This window comes from Cytobacillus citreus, from assembly GCF_018343665.1.
Classification (GTDB): domain Bacteria; phylum Bacillota; class Bacilli; order Bacillales; family Cytobacillaceae; genus Cytobacillus; species Cytobacillus citreus.
Map to the genome: position 1 here is coordinate 901,619 of NZ_JAGYPM010000001.1, position 24,627 is coordinate 926,245.

General features: G+C 37.0%; 17 protein-coding genes and 3 pseudogenes. 11 read left to right on the plus strand and 9 right to left on the minus strand.

Annotation, left to right across the window (positions count from 1 at the left end):
• Positions 1 to 269, plus strand: a 269-nt coding sequence (locus KHA94_RS04475) for an IS3 family transposase (protein ID WP_213100906.1), incomplete at its 5' end; no start/stop codon positions are given.
• A 112-nt stretch (positions 270 to 381) separates the two neighbouring features.
• On the opposite strand, the pseudogene ltrA reads toward KHA94_RS04475, so the two are convergent.
• From ltrA to KHA94_RS04500, 5 genes and pseudogenes are all read right to left on the minus strand, one after another.
• Positions 382 to 1,863: pseudogene (gene ltrA / locus KHA94_RS04480) on the minus strand (group II intron reverse transcriptase/maturase); the annotation flags it as partial.
• A 769-nt stretch (positions 1,864 to 2,632) separates the two neighbouring features.
• Positions 2,633 to 3,952 carry a hypothetical protein gene (locus KHA94_RS04485; protein ID WP_213100907.1) on the minus strand — a complete coding sequence of 440 codons (1,320 nt, stop codon included), beginning with the start codon at positions 3,950 to 3,952 and terminating at the stop codon, positions 2,633 to 2,635.
• A gap of 1,746 nt (positions 3,953 to 5,698) precedes the next feature.
• Complete coding sequence (locus tag KHA94_RS04490) at positions 5,699 to 5,905, minus strand: hypothetical protein (RefSeq protein WP_213100908.1); 207 nt, start codon at positions 5,903 to 5,905, stop codon at positions 5,699 to 5,701.
• A gap of 81 nt (positions 5,906 to 5,986) precedes the next feature.
• The gene (locus KHA94_RS04495) at positions 5,987 to 7,624 is read right to left on the minus strand and encodes an NAD(P)-binding domain-containing protein (protein WP_249365298.1); all 1,638 of its coding nucleotides are present in this window, start codon (positions 7,622 to 7,624) and stop codon (positions 5,987 to 5,989) included.
• A 129-nt stretch (positions 7,625 to 7,753) separates the two neighbouring features.
• Entirely contained in the window at positions 7,754 to 8,248 is a 495-nt protein-coding gene (locus tag KHA94_RS04500) for a hypothetical protein (protein ID WP_213100909.1), read from the minus strand.
• 298 nt (positions 8,249 to 8,546) lie between these two features.
• On the opposite strand from KHA94_RS04500, the gene KHA94_RS04505 reads away from it, so the two are divergent.
• The 8 genes from KHA94_RS04505 to KHA94_RS04540 all read left to right on the plus strand — a co-directional run bounded on the left by KHA94_RS04505 (position 8,547) and on the right by KHA94_RS04540 (position 17,036).
• Entirely contained in the window at positions 8,547 to 10,493 is a 1,947-nt protein-coding gene (locus KHA94_RS04505) for an acetoacetate--CoA ligase (RefSeq protein ID WP_213101297.1), read from the plus strand.
• A complete protein-coding gene (locus KHA94_RS04510; protein WP_213100910.1) occupies positions 10,490 to 11,665 on the plus strand; it encodes a thiolase family protein in 1,176 nt (391 codons plus the stop codon). The genes KHA94_RS04505 and KHA94_RS04510 overlap by 4 nt, the downstream gene beginning before the upstream one ends.
• Entirely contained in the window at positions 11,659 to 12,081 is a 423-nt protein-coding gene (locus KHA94_RS04515; protein WP_213100911.1) for a Zn-ribbon domain-containing OB-fold protein, read from the plus strand. Before KHA94_RS04510 ends, KHA94_RS04515 begins: the two co-directional genes overlap by 7 nt.
• 93 nt (positions 12,082 to 12,174) lie before the next feature.
• On the plus strand, positions 12,175 to 13,473 hold the full coding sequence (locus KHA94_RS04520) for an MFS transporter (RefSeq protein ID WP_249365299.1): 1,299 nt from the start codon (positions 12,175 to 12,177) through the stop codon (positions 13,471 to 13,473).
• A 38-nt stretch (positions 13,474 to 13,511) separates the two neighbouring features.
• Entirely contained in the window at positions 13,512 to 14,666 is a 1,155-nt protein-coding gene (locus KHA94_RS04525) for an acetyl-CoA C-acyltransferase (protein WP_213100913.1), read from the plus strand.
• A 28-nt stretch (positions 14,667 to 14,694) separates the two neighbouring features.
• Positions 14,695 to 15,156, plus strand: a complete 462-nt coding sequence (locus KHA94_RS04530; RefSeq protein WP_213100914.1) for a MaoC family dehydratase — start codon at positions 14,695 to 14,697, stop codon at positions 15,154 to 15,156.
• Positions 15,143 to 16,366, plus strand: coding sequence for an MFS transporter (locus KHA94_RS04535; RefSeq protein WP_213100915.1), 1,224 nt, complete (start codon positions 15,143 to 15,145; stop codon positions 16,364 to 16,366). Before KHA94_RS04530 ends, KHA94_RS04535 begins: the two co-directional genes overlap by 14 nt.
• Position 16,367: 1 nt before the next feature.
• Complete coding sequence (locus KHA94_RS04540) at positions 16,368 to 17,036, plus strand: metalloregulator ArsR/SmtB family transcription factor (protein WP_213100916.1); 669 nt, start codon at positions 16,368 to 16,370, stop codon at positions 17,034 to 17,036.
• A gap of 51 nt (positions 17,037 to 17,087) precedes the next feature.
• Here KHA94_RS04540 and KHA94_RS26600 read toward each other — a convergent pair.
• The 4 genes and pseudogenes from KHA94_RS26600 to KHA94_RS04560 form a co-directional block, all read right to left on the minus strand.
• Positions 17,088 to 18,312 (minus strand): annotated as a pseudogene (locus KHA94_RS26600) (ATP phosphoribosyltransferase regulatory subunit).
• Between the two features lie 146 nt (positions 18,313 to 18,458).
• Positions 18,459 to 18,635, minus strand: coding sequence for a hypothetical protein (locus KHA94_RS04550; RefSeq protein ID WP_213100917.1), 177 nt, complete (start codon positions 18,633 to 18,635; stop codon positions 18,459 to 18,461).
• 447 nt (positions 18,636 to 19,082) lie between these two features.
• A pseudogene (locus tag KHA94_RS04555) lies at positions 19,083 to 19,430 on the minus strand (superoxide dismutase); the annotation flags it as partial.
• Between the two features lie 346 nt (positions 19,431 to 19,776).
• Entirely contained in the window at positions 19,777 to 21,324 is a 1,548-nt protein-coding gene (locus KHA94_RS04560) for a vanadium-dependent haloperoxidase (RefSeq protein WP_213100918.1), read from the minus strand.
• A 544-nt stretch (positions 21,325 to 21,868) separates the two neighbouring features.
• Here KHA94_RS04560 and KHA94_RS04565 point away from each other — a divergent pair.
• Together KHA94_RS04565 and KHA94_RS04570 are read left to right on the plus strand one after the other, a co-directional pair.
• Entirely contained in the window at positions 21,869 to 22,825 is a 957-nt protein-coding gene (locus KHA94_RS04565) for a DUF1259 domain-containing protein (RefSeq protein WP_213100919.1), read from the plus strand.
• A 281-nt stretch (positions 22,826 to 23,106) separates the two neighbouring features.
• On the plus strand, positions 23,107 to 24,414 hold the full coding sequence (locus tag KHA94_RS04570; protein ID WP_213100920.1) for a VTT domain-containing protein: 1,308 nt from the start codon (positions 23,107 to 23,109) through the stop codon (positions 24,412 to 24,414).
• Positions 24,415 to 24,627 lie beyond the last annotated feature (213 nt).

The following is a 24,627-nucleotide window of genomic DNA, read 5'->3' on the forward strand; positions in this document are numbered from 1 at the left end:
CTGAATATCAGAAACTATTAAAACAATATCAGATGATTGGCAGCATGAGCCGCAAAGGAAACTGTTACGACAACGCTTGTATCGAGTCCTTTCACGGTATTCTTAAACGTGAACTCGTTTATCAAACTAGATACAGAACAAGAAATGAAGCCAGAAAATCGATCTTTGAATATATCGAATTCTTCTATAATTCAAAGCGAATTCATTCAACTCTTGACTATCACACACCTAATGAATTTGAGAAAATGTATGTTCAAACAGTGGCATAAAATTTTCCTGCACAAAAAAGTTTAAAAATGGTTTTCTTTTAAACTTTTTTGTGCAGGCCACCAAGCGATAGCGCGGTAGAAAATCTGTGTCTATTTTCTTGACATAGTATCACGATTTCATTAGGACGGAAATTTCACGTTGAATATCCATTCGAAGCTGTTTGTGTATATGTTCTCTTCCTGCCACTGTATAAGGAGTCAAACTTTGAGTGAAGTTCATGGTGTTCCTCGTTTTTACATTGGCAAGAGGGAATAGGTAAACACGGGCTACTTTAAATGTTTTGAAACCCAAACCGTAGAACTTTCTATAAGTTGGTGATGGGTTTGTAGGATGTTCATATTTCCCGACAGATTTAAGACGATTGTACATGAAGGTTCGCAAATCTATAGGATAAACGTGAGAACTCAATATTGACATGCGTTGCTCGATTGAAGTAGTTATGGATTCCTAATACAAAACTATTAAAGAGTAGTGCATTTTGTGCGGTTGGTGAGGCTTTCAGTTTTTAGAATACGCTTTTTGGCCTCTACCTTGATATTTCGCTTTTTATTTGCTTTTATGCCTGTATGTGCTACTCTCTTTTTCCCTTTTCTATTCGCCTGGATGGTAAATCCGAGGAATTCAGATTCACGTTTTCGTAGATTAATAATCTGTGATTTTTCAGGCGAAATGTCTAGTTTCAAACGTCCTTTTAAATATTGCCTTACGGCATGAAACCACTTTTGAGCAGTTTTCCAATCTCGACAGAGAATTTTAAAATCGTCTGCATAACGCACCAAGTATCCTTCTTTAAGAGTGGTACGTTTTTTAGCGTACAATTGACCTTCCCTTGTTTTATAAGGTTTAGTCAAAGGGAAGAATTCCCATTGGCTAGATACCCACTGGTCTAAATCGTTAAGCACAACGTTTGAAAGCAACGGTGATAATAACCCTCCTTGCGGTGCCTTTTATGGGTATGCCTTCGCCATCAATTTCAGCTTTTAGCATTTTGGCAATACACGCTAGGACCTTTTTATCTTGGATACCTATGTTCCACAGCTGTTTTATGAGCAAAGTATGGTTAATGTTATCAAAGAAACCTTTGATATCAATATCCACAACATAATGAAGTGTAGCTTGATTGATAAGAAATTGTACTCTTGCCATTGCATGATGGGTAGACCGAAGAGGTCTAAATCCATAACTGTGTTTATAGAATTGAGCTTCTACTATGGGTTCCAGTACTTGTCTAAAACTTTGTTGTATAATTCGGTCAAGAATACAAGGAATTCCAAGAGGTCTTAATTTGCCATTATCTTTTTCGATAAGTTTCCGTCTGACTTTCTTTGGGCGATAGTTTTTTAGTATGTTTTGAATCTCTGTTACTAGTTCATTATCTGATAGTTTCTCAATATCATTGATGGTTTTCCCATCAGTTCCCGGCGTCTTTGACCCCTTATTGGACTTTATGGTTCGATAAGACAATAAAATATTTTCTCTGGATGTAATAATGTCATATAGATACTTGAACGATTCACGTTTTGTGGCTTTATCGTATAAGTCCGTAAAGGTTTCCGTCATGCCGTAGTAGTCCCAATATCGTAGAGTCTGCACTGTGGCACCCCTCCTTTTCGAGGTGATGTTCCCACGTTCTTACCCGATCGGTGCAATACACGTTTGGAAAATAATCGTTCAATTTCGTTAGACTTGGGGCTGTTCCTCCACTTCCATTACAGAAGATTCATCAGTCGTGCCCCTACCCTCACAAGGATGAATGCATTTCGGCTTGTGCCTTATAGCAACCGTTTCGGATGACAGTCCTTGTTTCAACGTTCCTTGTTTTCCAAGTCCCTTACAACGTAGCTTTCAGTTCTAGACGTAGGTGCTCCCTGTAAGCCTGTGAGCTGGATACCGCCATTGTTCGGTATAGCGTATTTCAGAGGGCGCATTTTTACTCAACACCACTCACCCCATCGTTAGATGGGACATAAGTTTCCCTATGTTCAATCTTTAGACCCTTACCTTCGGAAGTTCGTCAGTTCCTTTAGGTTGGAACAATTCTCACCATATCTAGTTTTTAAGCCGTGCGGCATATCCGTTAGCATACCTTTTCTTAAAGAATGGCTTCAGCCTTCGTTCTGCCGAATCCACCTGTACTTCAGACCTCATGACCTGTCAGTAATGACGCATGCAGGAGTATTGACGGGATGGTTTCGGGATACATGGTTCCGTCATTCCCATCCTCCATTGTAAAGTTAGGATTAATATTAGATAATCCCCTGTACTTCATGTAAGAAAACACTTATAACAGAACTTGTCGAACGGCGCCCGAATGCGGAAGAACGCCAAAATAATAATAGGATTGCTATAAAAAATAAACCTATTATCCCCAATCCAAGTTTGGATCTGGATTTGGTGATTGTGGTAAAATATCACAAATAAATCCTATAATTTGAGTTCCATCTACTTTGATCCCTGTGCTAGTATGCTCATATTGTAGACTAGAAGTACTGTTTTCAGAGTGATAATTTCCTTTAATACTAAAAGGTCCAAATCCACCTGATGCACTCACATCAATTCTTTCAAATGCTCTTTGGTTTACTGAAGAAGACTTGTCTATTGTTAAATTAAGGTTTTTCGCTACAACAAGTGAAACAGGTACTAAAGGCATTGAAACACGAGTTTGTGGAGGAATTTGGCCATCGGATATAGGAGGTTCTCCTATACCTGGAGCCCATCTCCATGAACGGTTATCAAAAATAAAAGGTTTGTACCAAGCTCTTGAAAGAGGAATTTGTAATAAATCCACACTCATTGAAAAATTGTTTGTATCACATTCCATTCTTTCTTGTTCTTCAGTATGTTGTACCGATGTTGAAGCGCTAAATAACCCAAAATCTAAACCTGCTCCCCCTCCCCATGAAGATGATGAGTTATTTGTATATATTTGAAGATCACTGTGATCAAAAGTAAGTGTTGACCATGAGTTTGGATATGAAGTTAATGCTCCATCAGGATCATAATAAGTACGATAAAATTCATTTTGACGACTATCTGTAGCTCTACTGTCAGTAAAATCTTGTCTCAAATTGTTATATATAATCCCGGGACCTCTTCCTGTTAATAATTTTAAAATACCAATTTTCTCTTCATACTCATTTTTAAACCCAAGAGTTATCCAGTCATTTTTAGCTTCGTCTCTTTCTTGTTTTAATGATTCGCCATTAGTGTTCCAATCTGAAATTGTCTGAGGATCTGCATTTGGAGCATTCGCCGCATTATATAATGTTGTATATTTCTTATTAGCAAGAGTATATATTGCTTGATATTGATCATAAGTTGATTTATTGCTTCTAATAAAATTTCGACAGTCCTCAACTTGCTGTCTTTCGTTTGCTGATAATTCACTTCTAGTTAGTTGTACATTCGTAATAGCTTTTTCGTATATATCCCAAACTTTTGAACTTGATGTACTCCAAAATCCTATTGGATTTGGAATATTGTTTACTAATTGGGAAAATCCATAATGACGATTTTTATGTGTAGGATTATTGGGATCGTTAAAAGTCAAATCTTCAGCACTAATAGCTAATCCAGGAGATGGAAAAGTAAAAAATGGTATATCTGAAGGTGTAGTATCCTCATTAGTAAAAGTAAAAAAAATTTTTGACATTAAACTGTTCATAGTTTCGTTATTAGCCATTTTAATTCTTCCCTTCTTAAAAAATTATAATTCTAATCTAGTTTATGTAATTAAATCAATTCTATAAAGGTAATATATGTGAATTGTTAATTGAGATGCATGATAATAAAGAAGGTATGTACTTGTTGATCAATATGGAGAATTTGTAAAACCTGTGGTGAAATTTCTCAAGTATAAAGACAACGCAGGTTCCGCTAGAAATACATTACGTTCCTATTGTTATGCATTGAAAATTGTTCTTTGAATTTTTAGAGGAAAAGAAGGCGGATTATATAGATATTGGCATTGATGATATGGCGGAGTTTGTAAGATAGCTTGAAAATCCCTATCGGGATATAAAGGTGACTAGTATGATCCCAACTGATAAAAAAAGAGAAGGTCCATACTATTAACATCTATTTGACAAAGTCTATGGCTTTTAACTGGCTAGGTCAATCATGTGCTCTGTCTTTATGTCTACATAAAGGGTCAATATCAAATCATCCTTCTCTTAAAAAAGTAGTTCATTTTGTTATCGAATGCTTTTGCATCTGCAAACGTAGCTTTTCTTATATACATTGAATTTACCTCTTATGAAAATATAAAGATCAAAGTATATATTCCATTTAATTACAAATAATCCTCCTCTTATTAAACTAAATTGCCCTTATAGTTTAAGTACATTTCTTCACAATCTTATAACGGCATTAACATAAATATCCATTTGTTGTTTGGGAGTCTTATTATACAGATAGGTAAGGGTTTGAAGTTATCGCTCCCTTTTCCCCCTGTTCACACCGTACGTGAGACTTTCACCTCATACGGCGTTCCAACTAATCCAATTCGATTCAATCATCAACACTTCTGAAATTATGACATCCTCCGTGTCCCAATTCTTCCGTTTTAATAAGTCGGTGCCTCCCGTGGGAGGTAAACCTCTATTAGTCTTACAAGAACCTTATTAATCGTTTAAGAATTGTCTTGCATGGTTGAATGAATCTTTTATTAGTCTAGTGGCTATCCCTCCGCGTTCATTACACGCTTCGACGGTACTGTGCCACCACTTTCACTGATATGAAGAAAAGTTATACAGTCGCTAGTCTCACGACTATTTTCCTTTTCAACGCTTCACCGAGAGTAAGCTCTCCACGTTATCAGCTTACAACGTTGAGTTATGTCTATTATAGAACAAACTTAGGTGCTTCCTATGAGCCTGTTAGCATTGCATGTGCCTGTAACACAAGATGGATTTTTATATAATGGATTCTTACTCATCCACAGCTAACCCTACATTTAGTAGTAAATACATTTCTATATAACGCCATTATAGACCCGTACATTCAGAAGTTTGTCAGCAATACAGTATCTTATTGTATGTACATTGCATTCTCACCTTATCTGTTCAACCCAAGCACCATGATTTACACCACCCCATCGGGTAGGCTTTCGTCAGCCGAACTGTTACGGTAAATTCTCATGCCTATTAGCCGAGCTTATAACACACTCTTTCTTACTAAACAGCGTGCTATTCGACGCAGGGGGAGCCTTTCAGAGCGTTACCTCCTCATTCGACTCCTCGACATAACCCTTCAGTTTTAGAATTCTAAACTGCCTGACCTTTACCGAAATTGTGTGACCACCTTTCATTTAAGTCAGGAACGTTTCGCACCCATTAAATGGCCCGATTGTGGCATAATTAGAAAGAACATTTTTAAATAAATTTATTGTAAATGTAACAACTTTATTTGTATTTAAACCTCTCTATTGTCATAACACTAACTCTTTTAGTTCTTTATATGCTAGGAGGAATTGCTGATATGTCTCCTGCCCCATGCTATCTTCTTTCAATGTAAACAACCGTTGAAAAGTCAGATCCTTCGCTTGATCAACTGAACATTCAAAAGCACTTATTATAAGTTTCATATACGCTATCAAATACTCTCTTCCTAATACCCCCGCATGGTTTATAACCATAATTTTATCACCTTTATTCTCAAATGGGTTTTCTTTAAAGTAGTAAGGGAAGCACTAAGCCCCCCTTTTTACACTAACTATCTAATTACATGAAGTTGAATCATCACAACAAGATGTTTTTGTATTTAAATTCACACTACACACACCAGTTTCGGGTAAGTCCAGTTCCACTTTTTTTGCAGATTCAATATCTCCACTTAGATAGGCCACAACTGATCTAACCTGTTCGTAACCTGTCGCCATTAAGAATGTTGGAGCACGGCCATAGCTTTTTGCACCAACAATATAAAAACCTTTATCTGGTTGGCGCAATTCTTTTTCTCCATGTGGACGGACGGTGCCACAACTATGAATATTTGGATCAATAAGTGGAGCTAAAGCATCAACACTTTCTGTTGAAGAATCGATAGATAATCTTATTTCATTTATAATTGATAAATCTGGTCGACTTCCTGTATTTACTATCATCTCGTTGATTCCAATTAGGCTTCTTTCCTCAGCGTTCTGAATGCCTTTAATCTTAATTCCTTCTTGAGATCTTTTTACCACTTGGATTAGGAATGGAGTAATTACTTTTATTTTCTGATCATCTACAAGGTTGTGGATCCGGCTTCCTAACTCACCACGAGCTGCCAATGCATCCTTTTCTTCTCCACCATATGCATCTTCGACATGTCGTCTTCTCATTATCCATATTATTTCCGTTTTAGGAAAGGACTCTTTAAGTTTAGCTAAATCTAATAAAGTATTAATAGCTGAATGCCCACCGCCTATAACTGCTATTCGCTTATTGGCATACCGTTCCTTTTCTTTCCCTAAAACATTTGGGATTCCATAAAATATTTGATCATGAAGCGATTTCTCCTCATTAAGCCATATTCCACTTGATACGGCTGGATTCGGATTTCCCCAGGTTCCAGTTGCATCAATTACAGCTCTTGCCTCAAAAGTTCTATATGATCCATTAGATTCTGTATGAATAATAAAAGGGATATTTTCTCGGTTTAGTGTTTTCATTTTATCCGTATCCTTTTTACCAATTGATACTACCTTTGTATTTAATTGAATATATGGTTGATTTTCGCTAAGATTTGAAAGTGGTTCTAAGTATTGTTCTACGAGTTCTTTCCCTGTTGGCAATTTTTCTAATTCAGGATGTGTCCAATTATTCTGTTCCAGTAGACTCTTTGCAGCTTTATCAACGATATAACGCCATGGTGAAAATAATCGGATATGGCCCCAAGTTAATATGTTTGCACCTACTTGACTACCACTTTCTAATAAGATAATTTTAAAAAAGAGTTCAAGATGTTTCTCCTTTACGTCTTTTTCAACAAATAGCTCCTTTATAAAAGCGAATAAGATTGATTCAATACTTTCTACTTCCGATTCATAAGTGTAATCATAGAGCCTTATGTATTTTTCTGATATATAATGATGACTAAAATAAATCGCCAAATCATCACGGTTAATTTTTAATAATAGTGTTGTAACTTTGAGTAAATCGTGAAATTCAAGTATAGGGTAGTTTAATTCCATAAATATTTCATAAGGTAAATCCGAGTCTTCTTCTATGTTTGGTATTAATACGTTTAGTAAAAACTCCATTTCTGTTTTCACGACAGAAACTTGTGCCCTTCGCTTATACTTCTTCAACTGCTGCTCTAACTTTGTATTCTCGGCAACCATATTTTCATATTTTTCTTGTGTGATGGACATAAGCTACACCCTTCCCTATTAAGTTAAAGTTAATAATTTATCATATTTATTATAATGCAAAAGTATTAAACTGTTTTTTGGTTAAAGTGGTCTGTTCAACCTGTTGTATATAATGAAATGAAACGAATGCTAGCTTTTATAAAGTTCTGCTTCAACAAAAACAGTAAAATAGACTATAAAAAGCCTAGCTCCCGATATTAACTGGAATTTGGATTTTTTCCTCTGCAGTTTCAGTATTCCTAGATGAGCTTTGGCATTAATCTCAAAAGGTAATAATACCAAAGTTTTAGTACTCGAAATAGTTAACTCATCTAATAAATCTGTATTTAAAACTGCTGCTGCACCATTTACTTCTTTGTAAGGACGATCTTCTATATTTTGAAATCTCTCAATACGTTCAGCATCTTTAAGCATATTCCTAAAATAAAGGCGCTGCTTAATTGCATTTAGAGACTCTCCTTTTGGAGAATCATTCTTATCATCTATAATTTTAAAGCCAATGATATCCGATCCCTTAGTAGATTCATTTCGTATAGTTTTATCACCATATCGAGTTCGAGGAACCCAGAATTCTAAAACATATTCAAGAAAATCGCCTATTTTAAAAATTTTATATTCATCCATACCTCCCCTTTTTCTGTTTAAAAATTACGATATATTGTCAATCTTTTTCCTATTAATAAAAGTAACCGTACATCGTATAGGCACCCAGTCACACGTCCTCGCCCCCCTCCCCCAAAAAAACTGTAATTTTTAATTTTTCACCGTCATACATATTAATCAAGAGTTTAATTGAATTATTTAATAAGAGATTGAAATTAAAATAACAGTAAGGTCTACATAAAAAACATCCACTAACATACACATTTTTATTTATTAATCTTTTATTAAAGATGAAAAGGGGGAATAATTCTTGGTTAAAATGGAAAAACCTGGTTTTTTGTGGGAACCTGATGAAGCCTTTATTTCCAATTCCAACTTGAAAGCGTTCGCCGATCATATTGGTAAATCACTTCTACCTTATGAACATTTTCATCGTTGGTCTTTTGCTAAACCTAAAGAGTTTTGGTCAGCGGTATGGGACTTTGCGAATATTATTGGGGAAAAAGGCGATGGAGTATTAAGTAGACCAGAAGATGGCTGTATGCAAGGAACAAGTTGGTTTCCTTATGCGAAATTGAATTTTGCTGAGAATCTCCTCCGTGGAGATGAAAAGCGAATAGCGATAGTCGAAGGCGATGAAAATGGAGAATACCGTTGTATGTCAATGGGAGAACTTCGTAGATTAGTCGCTCAAGTACAGACAGGTCTGCGCTCACTTGGAATCAATAGAGGTGACCGTGTTGCGGGGATTGTTACGAATAGAATTGAAGGATTAGCTGCCTTGTTAGCAACAGCCTCTTTAGGAGCAGTGTGGACTTCTTGTTCACCAGACTTTGGACCTCAAGGAATTGTAGATCGAATTGGCCAAGTGAAACCAAAAGTAATCATCGCTACATTAGATTACCAATACAATGAGAAAACATTTGATATGGGAGCACCGATTAGCACAGTTTGTGATTCAATTGATGGCCTTTCTACATTGGTCACAATAGGTAATAGTTCCGGTCTATCGAATGTGAACGATTTTAAAATAATCACATGGGAAGAATTATGTGATAACGATTCTTCATCACCTGAATTTATACGTGTTTCTTTTAAATCACCCTTATACATTTTATATTCGTCTGGTACAACAGGACTTCCAAAGGCGATTGTTCACTCCGTGGGTGGCACCCTAATTCAACATTTAAAGGAGCACAAATTTCATTGTGATATAAAGCCAGGAGATGTCATGTTTTGGTATACCAATACGGCATGGATGATGTACCATTGGCTCGTTTCTGGTTTAGCAAGTGAAGCTACAATCTTTCTTTATGATGGGGCACCTGTATTAAAAAATGAACCTGGAATGCTTTGGAGATATGCGGAAGGCTTAAGGATCACCCATTTTGGATTAAGTCCAAAGTATCTGGAGGTCTTGATGAAACAGACCTATCCAGTCAATCTAAAACATGATCTCCCTCAACTGCGTAGTGTTCTATCTGCAGGAGCTCCTGTTTCACCTGAACAGTTTCATTGGGTCTATGAAAATATTAAACAAGACATGATGTTCTCTTCTATTTCTGGAGGTACTGAAATAATAGGATGTTTCGTGATGGGCTCACCTGTTCATCCTGTGAGAGCGGGTGAAATATCTTGTAAAGCCCTAGGGATGGCGGTAGATGTCCTTGATGACCGCGGAGCATCGGTGATCCATCAGAAAGGTGATCTCGTTTGCACACAGCCGTTCCCTAGTATGCCTATAACGTTCTGGGGTGAGGATGGAGAGAAACGTTATAAAAACACCTATTTTGTTGATCGCCCTGGGATTTGGACTCATGGAGATCTAGCCGAACAAACTAACCACGGATCAATAATCATTTATGGTCGAGTAGATGGAACACTTAAGCCTGGCGGAGTTCGAATTGGCACTGCTGAAATCTATCGTGTAATTGATCAAATTCCTGAAATACAAGATTCTATTGTGTTCGGGTTACCTAATAATGGGGATGAAGAAATTGTCTTATGTGTAGTTACAAAAGATAGAAATCTAGATATTGATACGGCAAAAAGTATGCGCTATAAAATACGATCCAATGCTTCCCCTCGCCATGTACCCCATCGGATTTATTGTGTGAATGAAATACCTTATACCCTTAATGGGAAAAAGGTAGAAGGTGCCGTAAAGTCAACTGTATTAGGCAAATCTATTAAAAATCATGCATCAATTATCAACCCAGAATGTCTCGCAGAATATTCGATTCTATTAGGGAGAGAGTTTAAATGAGTAACAAAAGACGGGTACCACTTTGTGCAATTGTAGGTATAGGTGAAATGGCTCCTAAAAGGTTCACGGAGGGAGCAACGACCTTAGGAATGATTGCGGAGGTAGCTAAATTAGCCATACAGGATGCTGGCCTTGAAAAAGAGGCAATTGATGGTCTCCTTGTTGGCCCTCAAGTAGGAGAAACTCCTCAACATGTACCAGCCACAGTTGCAGAATATCTTGGAATACAGCCCAAAATGGGCAATGTGGTTGATCTTGGTGGTTCAACAGGTGCAGGAATGTTATGGCGCGCGGCGGCTGCAATTAATTTTGGTATGTGTGAAACAGTCTTATGTGTCTTAGCTAATACCCGAGAACGAGATAAACTGCCCCCACGGTCACCAAACCGTAATCCGATACGTGAGTTCGATGTACCCTTTGGTGCTTCTGGGGCAAATACTTCTTATGCTCTTCTTAAACAACGGCACATGGCAGAATTTAGCTCTACACAGGAGGAATTTGCTCTCATTGCACACTGGGCACGCAAAAATGCTCAACTCAATGAAAAAGCGATATTTTATGGAAAACCTGCATCGGTCTTGGATGTGCTTAATTCTCCTATGATAGTTGACCCGCTTCACTTATACGAAATTGTGATGCCAGTAGCTGGTGGTGCAGCATTTATTGTGACATCTGCTAAAGCAGCTCGTTCGAAAGGAACCCCACCTGTTTATCTATTAGGTGCTGGAGAAAAAATTACACATAGAGCTGTTAGTCAATCACCATCTTTAACAACCACACCATTTAAGTATGCAATTTCGGCAGCTCTTGATCAGGCTAATGTGGATATACAAGAAATGGATTTACTTTCTTTGTATGATTGTTACACAAGTGTAGTGGCAGTCACTCTTGAAGATGCAGGACTATGCCTGCCAGGAAAATTTGGAACTTGGATGAAAGAACACTCCTTTGGATATGATGGGGATTGGCCACTTAATACTCATGGGGGCCAGCTTGGTTATGGCCAGCCTGATCTAGCCGGAGGAATGTCCCACATTATTGAAGCAGTTCGCCAATTACGGCACGAAGCTAACGGTCGTCAAATTCCCAACGCACGACTTGGACTCGTTACAGGTAACGGTGCTACGTTAAGTGAAGTGACAGCTCTAGTATTGGGGGCAGAATCATGTTAGATAAATTTAATAATCTAAAAGTTCCGGGACCAACTATGACTCTTATTTCAAAACCGTTTTGGGATGCTGTGGCAAAACATGAATTTCAGTTACAAAAATGTTCAGATTGTCATAAATGGGTATTTTATCCACGTGGACACTGTCCAGAGTGTTGGAGTGATAACTTAATTTGGGAAATAGCTTCAGGCAAGGGCAGATTAAAAACATGGAGTGTGGTTCATAAACCTGGCCACTCAGGATGGGATGAAGTGACTCCCTATGCAATAGGTTTAATAGAGTTGGAAGAGGGGCCTACTATGATGAGTCACCTTTTAATAGAATCCGATGAAGATCTAATCATTGACTTGCCATTTGAGGTCTCCTATATGAAGTGTAATGATGTATGGTTACCTTTCTTCAAAAAACAAATCTCTTAAATTGACAAAATATAGTTGAATATAGAGTTGTCGTCCCACTTTTGTGCTAACGAGTTCTGATATACCAATATGGAAGGACAAGGGGGTAAAAGAATGGCAAAGGAAAAAAACAACGGTCTTTCTAAGGAACAAAAGAAAGTAGCTTGGGCTAGTTTCATGGGCACAACGATTGAATGGTACGATTTTTATCTTTATGGTACGGCAGCTGCACTAGTCTTCCCGATACTATTTTTTCCAAATCTTGACCCACTAGTTGGTACAATGGCTGCCTTTGGCTCTTACGCTGCCGGGTTTATCGCTCGTCCACTCGGAAGTATGATTTTTGGGCATTTTGGAGACAGAGTCGGACGGAAAAAAATTCTAACCATTTCCCTCTTACTGATGGGAATAGCCACATTTTTAATGGGGGTACTTCCAACATATAGTTCAGTTGGCTTATTAGCCCCAATATTAATTAGTCTATTGCGTATCGTCCAGGGATTTGCAGTTGGAGGAGAATGGGGATCAGCGGTTGTCATGTCAGTGGAACACGCTCCACCGAATAAAAGAGGACTTTTTGGAAGCTTCCCTCAAATGGGGGTACCTGCCGGATTACTATTATCTACCATAGCGTTTTCAACCGTGTCCAACAACATGTCAAATGAGGCATTTTTGGTTTGGGGCTGGCGAATTCCATTTTTATTGAGTGCTTTTCTAGTTATAGTAGGTCTCTATGTTCGATTAAAGGTGAGCGAATCACCTGTATTCCTAGATGTAGTTAATAAAAAACAACAGGAGAAAAGTCCTGTTCGAACTGTATTGCGAGAACAGAAAAAGCCTTTGTTCCTGACTATTGGCATGAAGTTATTACAAAACGCCGTGTTTTATATCTATACCGTATTTGTCCTAAGCTATATTGCTACCTCACTGAAATTGGATAGCTCTGTTGGATTAAATGCAGTCATGACTTCATCCGTTATAGGATTGGCTACCCTTCCTCTTTGGTCGCATTTATCTGATAAGATCGGACGAAAACCTGTTTACTTGTTTGGTACGATCGCTTCAACCGTATTTGTGTTTCCTTTTTTCTGGATGATGAATACAGGCTCTATATTCTTAATTACGATTGGGATTATTATCGGATTGAATATTCTACATGATGCTGTTTATGGTCCACAAGCAGTGTATTTCTCTGAACTATTTGGCACAAAGGTACGCCTTAGCGGTGCATCCATCGGTTACCAAATAGGAGCGATCCTTGCAGGTGGATTCTCCCCTCTTATTGCAACCTATTTATTGGCAAAATTCGATGGTCAAAGCTGGCCAATCGCTGTTTATTTAAGTGTTCTAGGAATATTAAGTATTATCTCTACTATTTATGCACGCGAAACTTACAAGGATTCTCTAGCTTAGATGAACCTGAAATATATTAAATATGGGGGTAAATTAATTTGAAAAAGGCAGTATTAATTGATGGGGTCCGAACACCAATTGGTCGATTTAGGGGAAGTCTTCAATCTAAGTCAGCTATAGAACTCGGAGTACATGTGGTGTCTGAACTAATCCGCCGTGTTCCTGCAACCAAAAAGGCCAATGGCGCTATTTTTGGTCAAGTGATACAGGCAGGTCAAGGGCAAAATCCAGCACGCCAGGTCATATATAGAGCTGGAATGGATCTTACTACACCAGCAATCACATTAAATAATGTGTGTCTTGGAAGTCTAGCTTCTGTTTCTGATGCTGTTCGCCGAATTGAAAGAGATGAAGGAGATTTATTTATCGTTGGTGGCTTTGATTCAATGACAAACGCCCCTCATACTTCCGTTTTGCGCAGCGAGGTAAAAATGGGATCTGTTCAATTCTATGATACTCTTAATGACGGTTTATGGTGTTCTCTTTCAGATGCATCGATGGGAGAAATCTCAGAAAAAGTGAATCAAGATCTTAATATTAATCGTGATGATCAAGATAAATATGCCGAAACATCTCAGTTAAGAGCTACGAAGGCTCAGCTAAAGGGAATATTTAATCAAGAGATTGTTGGGATTAAAGTTTCAAATGAGCTTATAACAGAAGATGAAGGGATAAGGCCCGAAGCTACTTTTCGAAAATTACAAAAACTAAAGCCGGTATTTAATGAAAACGGTACAATTACGGCTGGAAACGCAAGTCAAATGTCGGATGGTGCTAGTGCTGGTCTGATATCAAATATTGAAACATGTGAAAGATTAGGAGTTACTCCACTAGCTTCCATTATTGATTGGGCAGATGTCGCAGGACCAGACCCTACGTTACATCTCCAACCCGCCAATGCAATCAAAAAGTTGTTAGAACGTACAAAACTCACTCTCTCTGATATTGATTTATTTGAAATTAATGAGGCTTTTGCTGGTGTTGTTATCGCAAGTCAACGTGAACTAGGGATTCCATCCGATGTATTAAACGTCAATGGTGGAGCCATTGCCCTAGGCCATCCTTTAGGAGCCAGTGGATTCCGACTTTTATTAACACTGGCACATGAACTTAAACGTCGTGGGGGCGGCCGCGGGATAGCAACATTATGTGGGGGCGGCGGTCAAGGAATAGCCGTATTAATAGAAGTTTAGATTAATACTTTTAAAGGGAGTGTTTTCATTGACTAACTTAAATAAGCAAAAAAATGGATGGGCAGACTGCAGAGCAGAAAAACCAAAACAAGGAGCGTTTTCAGAATTTGTTAAAGACATTGGCTTAGCTGATATTGAATTATTTAGTGCCCTAACAGGTGATCGAAATCCACTTCATACAGATAAAAAGGCAGCAGAAGCCTCACGTTTTGGAGGATTGATCGTTCAAGGAGGGGTAACAACAGGAATTCTAAATACAATAGTAGCGGAAAAGCTGCCTGGACCTGGCTCAGTATTCTTATCCGTCAATTGGGATTTTAAAAACCCTGTATATGTTGGTGATACCATTACTGGACGTGTAGAAATTCTCGAAGTTAGAGATGATAAACCGATATGTAAAATCAAAACAACGGTTCGTAATCAAAATGATGTCATTTGCCTAGAAGGAGTAGCAGTTACCTATACTGCAAGTCTGGATGGACAAAAATAATTCAGAATACAGTAAAGTTCACCTCTTCAAGTTAGTCATCTTATCAATAGCAATGGTAGGCACGATGACCACATGGTTTTCAATGACAGCTGTTTTGCCAGAATTAGTAACCATATGGCATCTAAACAGTCTACAAGGAAGTTTTGTGACCATCATGGTACAGATAGGATTTGTTATTGGTTCGTTAATTTCCGCATTTATCAACCTGCCTGATCGTGTGCAACCAAATATTTTGATCCTTTGGTCTGCGGTTTTGGCAGGTGTCTCTACAATCTTAACAGCTATTTTAGCAGATCATCTAACACATGCATTATTTTTTCGTTTCATTACAGGTATTGCTTTATCAGGAGTATACGGACCTAGCCTTAAATTGTTATCAACCTGGTTTCGTTTACGCCGTGGAATGGCTTTAGGTTTTTTGGTTGGTGCTCTTACACTAGGTTCTGCAACCCCTCACCTATTTAGAGGGGTTGCAACTTCTTCTTGGGAAACCGTGTTAATAACTACAGGAATATGTTCCATAATAGGAGGCATTATTATCCGCTTTACAGTTCAAGTTGGCCCTTACCCACTACCTAACGGCATGTTTGATCCACATGCCATTCCTCGTATCCTGCGTCATACACCAATAAAGCTCGCTAACTACGGATACTTTGGTCATATGTGGGAGTTATATGCAATGTGGTCTTGGTTTGGGCTGTTTTTAACACAAAGTTTAAAATCAAGTGGCTTTCAAAATTACTCCTCACTCTCTTCTATTCTTACATTCATTGTCATTGCCTCTGGGTTTTTTGGTGCTTGGTTTGGAGGGGTATATGCAGATAAAATGGGGCGCGAGAAATTAACTTTGTTTTCTCTAGGAGTCTCAGGAACCATTACATTATGTATCGGCTATTTCTTTGGAAGTTCTCTATGGTTAATCGTCATTTTGGGTGTCGTTTGGGGAATAAGTATTATCGCTGATTCCGCTCAGTTTTCCGCACTCATTACTGAACATGCTGAACCACAATATGTGGGAACAGCATTAACGTTACAGTTAGCTATCGGCTTCTTTCTAACGATTATTGCTATATTATCTGTACCTTTATTTGAAACATTAGTTGGATGGAGATACGCCTTTTTAATCCTTATCCCTGGACCCATCTTAGGTTTTCTATCAATGTTACGCTTGCTTAAACTGAAACAGACAAAAATAGATTTTGGAGGCTAAAATGCAGAAGCGAGAGTTCTATGATACGATTTATTACCATTTTTCAAGAGTTGGAAAAGCACTAACGAGTCCAAAGCGAATGGAATTATTAGATTTATTAACACAGGGCCCAAAAACGGTAGAAATGTTAGCAAAAGAAACAGAAATGAGCATAGCCAACACCTCTCAACATTTACAAATTTTACTAGATTCTAAACTCGTTAAATTTAGAAAACGAGGAACATTTATGGTTTATAAATTGGCCAATACAAAAGTTTGTGATTTAATAAATTCTTTACAAAAAGTAACAGAAGACCAGTTGGAAGAGATCAACCAGCTGCGTAATGAGTATATTGAACGACCCGATCAGATTAATAGTATCGATCTAGATGCTTTTTTAGTGCGTATAGAGGAGGACGGTAACTTTATATTGCTCGATGTTCGTCCAACATCTGAATATGATGTTGCGCATATTCCTGGAGCTCTATCTGTCCCTTATGAACAATTAAATGATGAATTATCGAAGTTTCCAAAGGATAAAGAAATTATTGTCTATTGTCGAGGTCAATATTGTGTTTATGCAACCGATACAGTTGAAATCCTAACAGCACATGGTTTCAAAGCCATTCGATTAAGTGCTGGAATACAGCATTGGAAGAGAAAACTAAATGAAATAGCGAAAAGTACGTGAAATCACGCCTGTCTCTCCCCGATGAATTACACATTGATGAATGTGACTGATTCAAATAGTAATACGGGAAAGGCTCTGTGGAGAGGAAAAAATCTCTGCGGGGCTTATCTTTATGTGAACTTCGCTGTTACCATTTGGAAATTCCCCCCCTACCAAATTGTGAGCACAAAGAAACACATGCGTATTATCTAAGGCTTTACCTAACTTCTTGTTCCCCATTTCCAATTCGACCGTATACCCTTGTTCTCTTAAATAACTTGCTGCTAATAATGATTCTTTTTGAGTATTCATTGGTATAATGTAAAAATCGACATTCGATTCTTCTATAGAAAATTTCTCATTTGTACCAATGAGTCCACCAATCGCATTGTCGTATCTACCACCACTGCAATGCTAGACTTGATGGTTTTGTCTGTTAAAAAAACTTCATAAATAGTGCCAGTATATATCTCTAATCCTCTTGCTAAGAACGGATTAAATACACATTTACCATTAACACCTAGGAAAGCTAAATAGGTATCCAGTTCTTTTAATTCTTCTAATCCTTGTTCAACTTGTTTATTTTGTTTTGCAAAAGGCTCAAAGTAGCTATAACTTTTATTATTTTTATTGTTCAAAAACTTTTTTATTGATTGGACAGTGAAAGCTGGAAGACCTTGTTCAGTCAGCTCCGATGTTACCGCTTCTAATCCTACTTTTTCAAGTTTATCAAGGATTAAAACAACTTTATTTATTTTGTCCTCCTCTGTATTAAACACTTCTAACATACCCGTTAATAATTTCCGATTGTTATATTGAATCATTACCTTTAAACCAAGTTTACGGAATACATCTAATGCCATCATCATTAATTCTGCTTCAGCAATTTGTAATTTAACTCCCACAATATCAACATCGCATTGAGTAAATTCACGAAAACGTCCTGCTTTGATTGGACCATCTCTGAATACTTTACCAACTTCATATCTCATAAACAGCATTCTCAATGTTGGGTTCATAGCAACAACTTTGGCAAAGGGAATAGTAAGGTCGTATCGTAAAGCTAATCCCTTTCTCCTCTATCCGTTAATGTGTACATTTCTTCTAATATTTCAGCACCTCCACCATATTTTGAAGCAAGCAATTCAGTGTAATTTAATATAGGAGTTTCCAGGGGTTTACATCCGTATTGGGTAAATACATCTTCTAAAGTTCTTCTAATATTTCTTCGTACTACTTCATCATTAGGTAAATAATCTTGTGTACCCTTCACATTTTGATAATCCATTTTCTTCATATTTCTTTACCTCCAAATTTTTTTAATAAATAAAAAAACCGCACCTGATTTTACATTAATTTGTTTTATAAATCAAATTTTATTATAAGCTTACATCTCATATTGTATTATAAAGACCATAACAAAAGACGCCCTTAAACGGGTGCCTAATGAAGGAATCTATGCCATATTATTGTCTCTGGAATTGCTGATATCAAATCAGCTTCTTTGATGCAGAGGTATTCAGATTTAGTTTTGCGATTTTCCTTCTTTTCATACGGCACTTGCCCTGCTAGTATCATATCGTTAAGCCCTGCTGCATAGGGAACCAAAGTGTATTTCATCAGAACACCCTCTTCGACAACCATCTGCAAAAAGTGCGTCGCGTTTAGTTTGTACAGCTCGGATGGGTTGCCCCAATCATTCAAGTCACGAATTTGGATGTCGGAGTCATCTCTCCGTACGGTACGCTCTTGAAGATTTGCAAAAACAATACTTTGAAATAATATAATAATAAATATTTAAATATGTTGGAGAGATTGAATAATGAAAACGGAAAACTATTTTAGGTTAATTGAGTGAAACTTCCATCAGTGGGGGTTTTCTTCAAACGTACATGCTAATAGAGATTAAAGAACGATGGAGGATTCTTGATGAAATCTGAGAGAAAATGAGATCGCATGTGGAAGGTATTATCGTGCATTGTCCATTGTCCTTATTTAAAAAAACACCTCCTTGATTCGAGAAATGCTTGAAACATAGGAAGGTGTTCTGAAGAATTAATGATTAAATTAAGCCTGTGCAGCCTGATATAACTTGTTTACTTCATCCCAGTTAATTAGATTAAAGAAAGCAGAAATATAATCAGGACGCTTGTTTTGATAATTAAGGTAATAGGCATGTTCCCAAACATCAAGACCAAGAATTGGCTGTTTACCTTCCATTAGTGGGCTATCTTGATTAGGTGTGCTAGTAACAGTAAGTTGTCCATTATCAACAACTAACCAAGCCCAACTTGAACCGAAACGACCTGTAGCCGCTTTTGTAAACTCATCTTTAAACTGATCAAAGCTTCCAAAAGCTTGATTAATTACTTCCGAAACTACACCTGTAGGAGCTCCACCTCCGTTAGGAGAAGCTACTCCGTAGGTTTTATGGTCATGTAAAAAAAGAAGTCAATTGTTAAAAAGCTTTGCTACTTTTCAATATCGATCTAGTGCCTTAGCAAATTCAAATATTTAACTTTAATTAATCATTGTTCATATGTAAATAATAACCTTCTTCAAGTAACCTACCTTGTAATTTTAAAAAATTATATATATTGGTAAGTTGGGATTCCTTACCCTTGTCCCCTTTCTCCTTAATTTTCCTAAGTCGCTTTTTTTACCCTTTCTTGCATAAAAAAGGACCGTCTATGACGATCCACACTGATTTAACAAATATTTTTGTCGATAAATAGGATTTGTCTTAGTGGTAGATAAAGCTTTAAATTGTTATTAATGTTCCATCAAACTTACTAAAAGTAAATCCTTTGAAGTTTTCATTATAAGTTGATCTGTAGTCCCGGAGAATGCTTGTGGCAACTGCCTCCCCTAACTTAAGACCCTCTATTGCATCTGATCGCCAATGAACACCTGCAGTGTCTCGACCTATTGCAATATTAGATGCAAGTTTATTTAACTCTCCACCTATCTTCAGAGGCTCACTTAAGTAAGGCTTTAATGATGTGCCATCAACATTTGGAACTACTGCATCCTGAATAACATATGACTCATTAAAGAATGCCTTAAGGATTGTAATTCCTGCACCAGCAATACATGCATGACCAGAAGGAAAAGCAGGATGTGTTGGACAGCCCTCAGGATAGGCCATAGGCAAAAGATAAGTTCCGTATTTTCGAAAGACTTCAGATAGAACTTGAGATTGAAGCAGATCTTCGTGGATAGGGTAACATGCTTTCCTTATCATGTGATTATGCACATGACCTCCAAATTCCTCAGGACGGACTCTCCGATGGACGAGGAACTTTTGAAACCAAGCTGCCTCAAGTGCTTGTCTTGCAGCCCTAACGACTAAATCCAATATATGAGGACCCCCAAAGGTTATAAATCCGGCCTGAGTAGCTGAGCTTAAATACGGATTAGCAGGATCTAATGCTTCTTTTCCATAGCTTAATAAAATCAAACAAGCTGAAAGTGGGCATTGAAAGGAGAAATCATGATGGACAAATTCCCCTAAGTCGCGACCGTTGCGAATATAACGTGGAGTGTTATCTGTTTTAGGAGATACCGCTGGTGAACCGTTTTGGATTTTTAACCATTCATCGTAAGAATGCATATAATCAGAACCTGCAATAGTTGTACGATAACGCTGGACCATTGTAGTAGCTCCATATGGAATGTCCTTCCAAAGAAATTGCGAAATATATGGTCCTACAAAATCACCTTTTGTTTCTCCACGAAACAATGTTGATGGGGTAACTTTCCCGTTGATCTTTGGACCACGATAATCTGTAAATCTCGTAAGATCTGAAGCTGCCGCTAGAGTTAAAGGATTCGTATCAAACTGTTCAAAAGGTACATCACGGGTTAGTGCCTGCCAATATACTTCAGCCATTTCACTTGCCTCCCAAGCACTGCTAAAAGATGGAGGAACTGCAATTCTAAATTGGTGACTATCAGTTCCTACTAAATCAAAAGCATAGGCTGCTTGTGGATTAGCTAATTTTACCATACCCCCAAGTGGAATTAATTCAAAATCTTCGGTTTTACCAGACTTGAGTGCCTTTAAGAAATTGTGATAGGCACTGTTCTCAACTATCCCTAGAGAATTATGTGGTAATCCTTTAGTGTAGCTACCTATCTTCTTCTTATATCTAAATTCGTCCCTATTACAAAAGTGTTTTGAAATTGGTATTTTCATTTGGGATTTTGCAGCTTGGACCCTAATTCGCTTGGCTTTATTGTTTCGATCTTTTTGATTTAAAGGGCCAATTAGACAGCTTTTTTTTTTCTTATTCTTCCTTTTGCTCATAACATCACCTTTTGTTTTTTATTCTGGTTTTATATAACCTTTTCCATTGCTAGAGAAATTTAAATAGACATGTACCATTATTCATTGTATTCAATATAATTAATAAGATATGGTTAACTAACTATTGAGAAAACACATTTTTCCAAATTATTTTAATTTATTCACCATCTGGTTTTAGCAATTTTTGTTCATTGGTCTTATGCCACTATCCTACGTCTTTAGTACATGAAAAAGGCTTTACTCCTACTTGAAGTAAAGCTCTTCAACTGCATCGTAAAATGGATTTATATGATCTGATTGTAAGTTTACACCGGTTAAATCTTCTATTGAATATTTATCCTCATCTTCGTAGGCATAATGCCATTTATCCCAATTATTATCTTCGAATTTTCTCAAAAATGTCTAGTTGGATATATCCATATATCCTAAAAATATCAATATCCCACTAACTCTCAACGAATCTTTATCAGAAGTCATGTATAGCCTCCCCCTTTAATTACCTATAATGGTGCAAGACTCGATAGTGAAAAGGAGGAAGTAATTAATGATCAAAAAAAATAAAATCATAATTGGATTAGTATTGATCTTGCAGATATTAGCTACTGGAGCATGTTCTTTTACATCTAATACGAATAAAACACAGATAAAAAACCAAAGTATCAATCCGGATACCCCTGCCATGGCTGCAAAAATGACGAATTGGGAATCCGTTGAACAGGTGATTGGTAAAAGTGGAGAAATAAAAAAAGGGGACTTGCTTTACTTCAGTCTACCTCGATCAGATTTAGAGGTATCGATTAACAGTATTCAGCTAAATCCTGCCTTCGCATTAAGTTCATGGTTAGCATTTAAAGAAATGAATGATAAGGTAATGGTTATGGGAGACTTAGTTCTAACACAGGAAGAAGTCAATCTAGTAATGACTGAACTTATCCGTGGTGGCATAAAAATAACAGCTTTACATAATCATTTGATGAGAGAATCTCCTAAAATTATGTATATGCATATTGAAGGATATGGAAGTGCAGTAGCTCTAGCTAAAGCACTTCGATCAGGAATCGATCAATCGAGTACCCCTATTAAGGCAGTCCAACCATCGGTCAAAGGAGAATTTCCGTTAGATAAAGAGAAACTTGATGGTATTATCGGTAAAGAAGGATCGATAAGTAATGGAGTTTACAAGGTTGGGTTTCCTCGTGCTGAACAAATCAAGGAAAACGGAATGACTATCCCTCCTTCAATGGGAACGTCAACAGCTATAAACTTTCAACCCACAGGCGAAGGAAAAGCGGCAATTACAGGAGATTTTGTCTTAACTGCTAATGAAGTAAATCCAGTGATACAAACTTTACGCAAATATGGTATTGAAGTTGACGCATTGCATAATCACATGTTGTTTGAAAAACCACGTCTCTTTTTCATCCACTTTTGGGCAAACGATGATGCGGTCAAATTAGCAAAAGGGATTCGTGAAGCTATTGACCAAACTAATAGTAAATAACAAAACCATGCTAAAAATAAGCTGACTTCCTTTATTTTAAGTAAGTCAGCTTATTTTTATTAGCCTATTTAATGAATGTAGCTTCGTTCTCCTCTATTTCTCAAAATGAATAATTATTTATTTTGATTCTTGTTCTATTATTGGTAAAAAGCCACCATATGTACTTGAGTAACTGGACAAGATGATGGCAATTCTATATTTAACAACATTTTTAAAAAGAGGAATAGATGGAAATAATAGAGATTCGATTCAGAAATCAGACCTAACATAGGAGGAATAAAATGCAATCTTTAACAAACTTGATTGAACATCATGGATATATCATTTTATTTTTATCTCTTATGTTAGAACTTATTGCTCTTCCGATACCAGGGGAATTCCTGATGGGTTATGCAGGTGTTCTTGTGTATCAAGGGAAGTTAAGTTGGTTACTCAGTAGCGTAGTAGCAGGTTTAGGAAGTTGTACAGGTATGACTATCTCTTATTTGGTAGGCTATAAATTGGGAGCTCCTTTTTTTCATAAACATGGTCATCGAATTCATATGGGGCCGGATCGACTAGAAAAAATGTCTAATTGGTTTGAAAAATATGGAAACAAACTAATAGTGGTTGCATTTTACATACCAGGAGTTAGACATTTTACAGGTTATTTTTCGGGTATTACTCATATATCGTTTCGTGCATATGCTATTTATGCCTATTTAGGTGCCTTTATTTGGACAGGGACATTTATTTTTCTTGGAAAATTATTAGGCCCTCAGTGGGAGCTGTTCCATGATTCGCTTAAGAAATACTTTTTTGTCGGAAGTGTAATTTTCATTTTTCTTTTTGTTTTTATCTATATTCTGAGAAAATATAAAGTAAAAATAAAAGAAACGATTATGGCTGGACTAGGTAAAGGAGTACAACGAATTCACTCTCTCAGAAGGCTTAGGCTTTTAATTGCAGTGATAGCAGTCTTATTCTTAATTTTTGTCATTTTCGTTATCAGTTTAACTGAAAATTACTTAAACAATGAATTTAAACAATTTGATACGATTGTAATCACATTAGTTACGCTAATATTTGATGAAAGTTGGGAACCGTGGATGAGTTCTTTTGGTTTATTTGCATCCATTAAGGTAACAATCCCCTTAATTGTCTTAACCTCCTTATGGATTTTGTTAAAGTCGAAAGATCGAATTCTGGAAATTTCCTTTCTGCTCTTTGTAGTAATTGGAGGGGAATTTTTTGAGGAAGGAATTAGGCGTATTTATTATCATTTGCAACCTGTCCATCCTCGGTTAACAAAACAAATTTTGTACTCATTTCCTAGTGAACAATCAATAACTGCTTTTTTTCTATTTGGTTTTTTCGCCTATCTTTTCGTTCGATACTCAAAAAATGCATGGATGCAAACGTTTGCTTCTATATTAATTTTTATTATTATCATCCTTATTGGATTAAGCCGCATTTACTTGATGCAACAATTACCAAGTGATGTTGTAGCTGGCTACGCTTTTGGCGGAGTTTGGTTAAGTCTAAACATTCTAGTAATGGAAATTTTCCGATTCACAAACAGGCTCAACAGATTGAAGTATATAAAGTAACAATTGATGAGAAAAATGATTGTTAAGAATGAATATTTTCTCCTAGCTTGTTGATTTTGCAGCTCAAACATAACGAAAAGGGCTTTCCTAATATTTTAGAAAGCCCTTTTTGCATATGTCGTAAACCATATAACGCTATTAGAAGTGTTGCCCCCGAATCTGAAAATTGTTAACTAACCCAGAATAACTCTAGAATTTCCAAGAAACCACACT